Source organism: Planctomycetia bacterium, from assembly GCA_034440135.1.
In the GTDB taxonomy this organism is placed as follows: Bacteria; Planctomycetota; Planctomycetia; order Pirellulales; family JALHLM01; genus JALHLM01.
The window spans coordinates 1-3,507 of sequence record JAWXBP010000401.1; the positions used below are offsets into that span (position 1 = coordinate 1).

3 protein-coding genes are annotated in these 3,507 nt (G+C 59.9%); 1 reads left to right on the forward strand and 2 read right to left on the reverse strand.

All coding sequences use genetic code 11. The features are described from left to right. Window positions 1-211: 211 nt before the first annotated feature. A complete protein-coding gene (locus SGJ19_23605; protein MDZ4783244.1) occupies window positions 212-2,257 on the forward strand; it encodes a recombinase family protein in 2,046 nt (681 codons plus the stop codon). A 53-nt stretch (window positions 2,258-2,310) separates the two neighbouring features. Here the strand turns inward: SGJ19_23605 and SGJ19_23610 are convergent, their stop codons facing one another. Both SGJ19_23610 and SGJ19_23615 read right to left on the reverse strand, forming a co-directional pair. Further along, complete coding sequence (locus SGJ19_23610; protein MDZ4783245.1) at window positions 2,311-2,676, reverse strand: ATP-binding protein; 366 nt, start codon at window positions 2,674-2,676, stop codon at window positions 2,311-2,313. Then, window positions 2,673-3,507, reverse strand: an 835-nt coding sequence (locus tag SGJ19_23615; protein ID MDZ4783246.1) for an IS21 family transposase, incomplete at its 5' end; no start/stop codon positions are given. The genes SGJ19_23615 and SGJ19_23610, both read right to left, overlap by 4 nt.

Consider the following 3,507-nt stretch of genomic DNA (forward strand, 5'->3'; position numbering starts at 1 on the left):
ACGCGGTAACGCATCACTGAAAGGGATGCGACGGGAGGCCACAAATGACACCAAGAAAGACGCCGGTGAACACACAGATGAATCTGCTGTTGTGTGATAGCAAACCGATGATACTACCTGACGACAAACAACGGGAGCTTACAATCGCGCTGGCCGACCTGTTGTTGAGTGCGGCCGCTGAACCAACCAAGCCAGATCGGGGAGGAGACGTATGAATCCCAAAATATCGGCGGATCATTTGAAGCGGCGCGCCATCATCTATGTTCGTCAGTCATCACCCGGACAGGTGATTCACAACCAGGAGAGCCAGCGCCGGCAATATGGTTTGGCCGACCACGCTCGCCAACTTGGCTTCCAGCAGGTCGAGATAATCGACGAAGATCTTGGACGCTCTGGATCCGGCCAAGTGGAGCGCCCCGGATTCCAGCATCTGGTTGCGGAAGTCTGCACGGGGCAGGTTGGCGCCGTGCTTTGCATTGAGGCTTCGCGCCTGGCCCGTAACGGTCGAGACTGGCATCATCTCATCGAGCTCTGCGGCTTGGTACGCGCCCTCGTGATCGATCCAGATGGCGTCTACGATCCAGGCATCCTCAATGATCGGCTCTTGCTGGGGCTTAAAGGTACGATGAGCGAGTTCGAGCTGAACTTGCTGCGGCAACGATCATTGGAAGCGATTCGCCAGAAAGCACGCCGCGGGGAACTTCAGTTCCGACTGCCAGTCGGTTTCCGATGGGCCCCCAACGGCAAAGTCGAGATCGATCCCGACCGTCGTGTGCAAGAGGCAGTGCATCTGGTCTTCACCAAGATGGTGGAACTGGGCAGCGCCCGGCAAGTGCTGCTGTGGTTTCGGGGCGAGAATACGAATCTGCCCGCTTTGGTCGTGGAGACGCCGGGACAGGACGTCGCCTGGAAGCTGCCTGTGTACAACACGATCTGGCACATGCTCAGGAATCCGATGTACGCGGGCGCCTATGCCTTCGGCAAAACGGAATCCCGAACCAAGGTCATCGATGGACGCGCCCGAAAGAGCGAGGGGCATTTTAAGTCGCGTGACACATGGATGGTCTTGATTCACGACCATCATGCCGGTTACATTTCTTGGGAGCAGTTCGAACGTAATCAGGCGATGCTGTCCGATAACGCGCACATGAAATCGCGAATGGAGCCGAAGGCCGGCCGTGGAGGCCGAAGCTTATTAGCCGGCCTGTTGCGTTGCCGACGGTGCGGGAGGATGCTTCACGTAGCCTACAGCGGCACGCACGGAGAGGTGCCCCGGTATCATTGCCGCGGGGCGCAGATCAATCACGGAACGGACTGGTGCATCTCGTTCGGCGGCTTGAAACCGGATCGAGAAGTCGCGGCCGAGATCCTCAAGGCGGTGGAAGGCAACGCGATCGAGGCAGCATTGGAAGTCGCGGCCCGTGCTGCCGAACAACAAAGCCAACGGCATCGCGCGCTGTCATTGGAACTGGAGCAAGCGCGTTATGAAGCGCGCCTTGCAGCTCGACGATATGAAGCCGTCGATCCGGATAACCGTCTGGTCGCGGGGGAACTGGAGGCGCGTTGGAATGCCGCGCTCTCCACCGTAGGAGAGGTGGAACAGCGATTGCGCGACAACGAAGTGCCGGCCAATGCCAGTCGGATTCCCGATAGAGAGACGCTCTGCAGCTTGGCGCAGGACCTGCCTGCGGCGTGGAACTCCCCGGCAACACACATGCGCCTGAAGCAGCGGATCGTCCGGATTTTGATCGAAGAGATCATCGCCGATGTGGATGACGCCGCCAGTGAGATCGTGTTGCTGATTCACTGGACCGGCGGTCGGCACTCCGAGCTTCGCATGAAGAAGAACCTCACCGGCAGGCACAGCCGTTGCACAAATCTGGAAACGATTGAGGTCCTGCGCCGGATGTCCCGCAGGTTTCCGGATGATCAGATCGCCGCGACCCTAAATCGGCTGGGGCTGAAGACCGGAACAGGTAACACCTGGAATGAAGGTCGCGTCCGCTCGGTACGTAGCTATCATGAGTTGCCCGCCTGTAACGCTGCCTTGGCTCCACGTCAAAAGATCGAATCAAACAAGATACCTGCTACTCAAGTCGTGCCGTGGGCACCGTGGGAGATTCCGATAGAGGCGATCGAGTCGGAGGATGTCGTGCAAGAGGTCGCCCGTGCAAAGCGCCGTCCACGGAACCTGACTGCGGCTAATGGACCATCCATGCCGATGTTTGCTGAAATTGGGGAAGATGCTGGAGGGTGAGTGGAGACTGAGTGCCCGTCGGCCTGAAACCGACGGATGAATGCCTATTGATTTCAGCTATGTAGTAAGGAGGTGCAGAATGTCGCAGGATCGCCTGGCCCAAGAAACAAGGCGTCCTCGCGGCGATCGATGAAAGCGCCGGTGGCGAGGTCGAAGACCAGGCTTCGGTTCAGCTTGGGATTGAACGTGAAATCGAAGTTGTCGAGCGTCTTGTCGCGATCGCGAAAGGCGGCGAGTTTACGCCGCCGATCCAACAGCCGATCCGCGCGCCGGGTAAGTTCGTCAGAGACGAGTGTGGCCAGTAGATCGATCGGCGCCATCGGTTCGGCTTGCGCCTGCCGGAGGCGCGTTTCCAGCACAGCGGCTATGCCGCCGAGCCGGAGTTGGCGCAAGCTGCGTTGCAGTTCAATGAGGTTCATTCTTGGTTCTCCTGGGTTTTGTGGTCGATGAGATCGCGGTACAAAGTCAGTTGGCGGATGATGGGGTCCACTTGGCGAAGAGTCAGTTGTGGCCGGCGCTCGAGCCAGCGGCGAACGAACTGATAGGGATTGGCGGGGAGGCCGCATTCCAACGCGGCGGCGCAGGCGTCATCGGTGATGGCGGCGCCATGTTTGCGCGCCAAGCCCGTCAAGCCCAGAATGCGGCGAATGGTGACGGGGCCATCGCGCTGGTACATTTGCTCGGCCAGCGTGCCGATGTGCGCGCCGATCTTGCCACAGCGTGACAATAGTTGCTCGGTCGAGCGAGGCGTCTTGGCGGGCTTGTCTTGTTCGGGAATGCGGTAGTCACCACGCCGTTGGTGGAGGTGTTCGCGCAAGAGTTCGCCTGTGTGTGGATGAAGCACGCGCACCACACGGCCATCCCATTGCACCTTGACACTCCGGCCGATCCAGCCCGGCGGGGCGCTGTAATAGGCCGCTTCCACTTCGACGCACCCGTCGAGATTCACTCGGCGGTCACCGAACTGGTAGTGGCGGAACGGCTCCAGCGGCAGCGGCAACAGAGCTGGCTTCTCTTCGGCGAACATGGCCGCGACTTGTCGCTTGGTGGTGCCGTGGATGCGTGTGTCAGCCCAGTTGGCTTCCCAGCGGTCCAGGTAGGACTGCGCCTCTTCCAGACTCTCAAAGCGGAGCCCTTTGAGCGGAGTGTTTTTAGCATGTCCCACGCCGCGTTCGACCTTGCCCTTTCGATCTGGATCGGCCACGCGGCAAGGCAACGCGACGGCACCGTAGTGAGCAAGCACATCGCGA

Bases quoted from the DNA above. Each gene is read 5' to 3' on its own strand.
- SGJ19_23605 (MDZ4783244.1), top strand. From the start codon at position 212: ATGAATCCCAAAATATCGGCGGATCATTTGAAGCGGCGCGCCATCATC.
- SGJ19_23610 (MDZ4783245.1), bottom strand. From the start codon at position 2,676: ATGAACCTCATTGAACTGCAACGCAGCTTGCGCCAACTCCGGCTCGGC.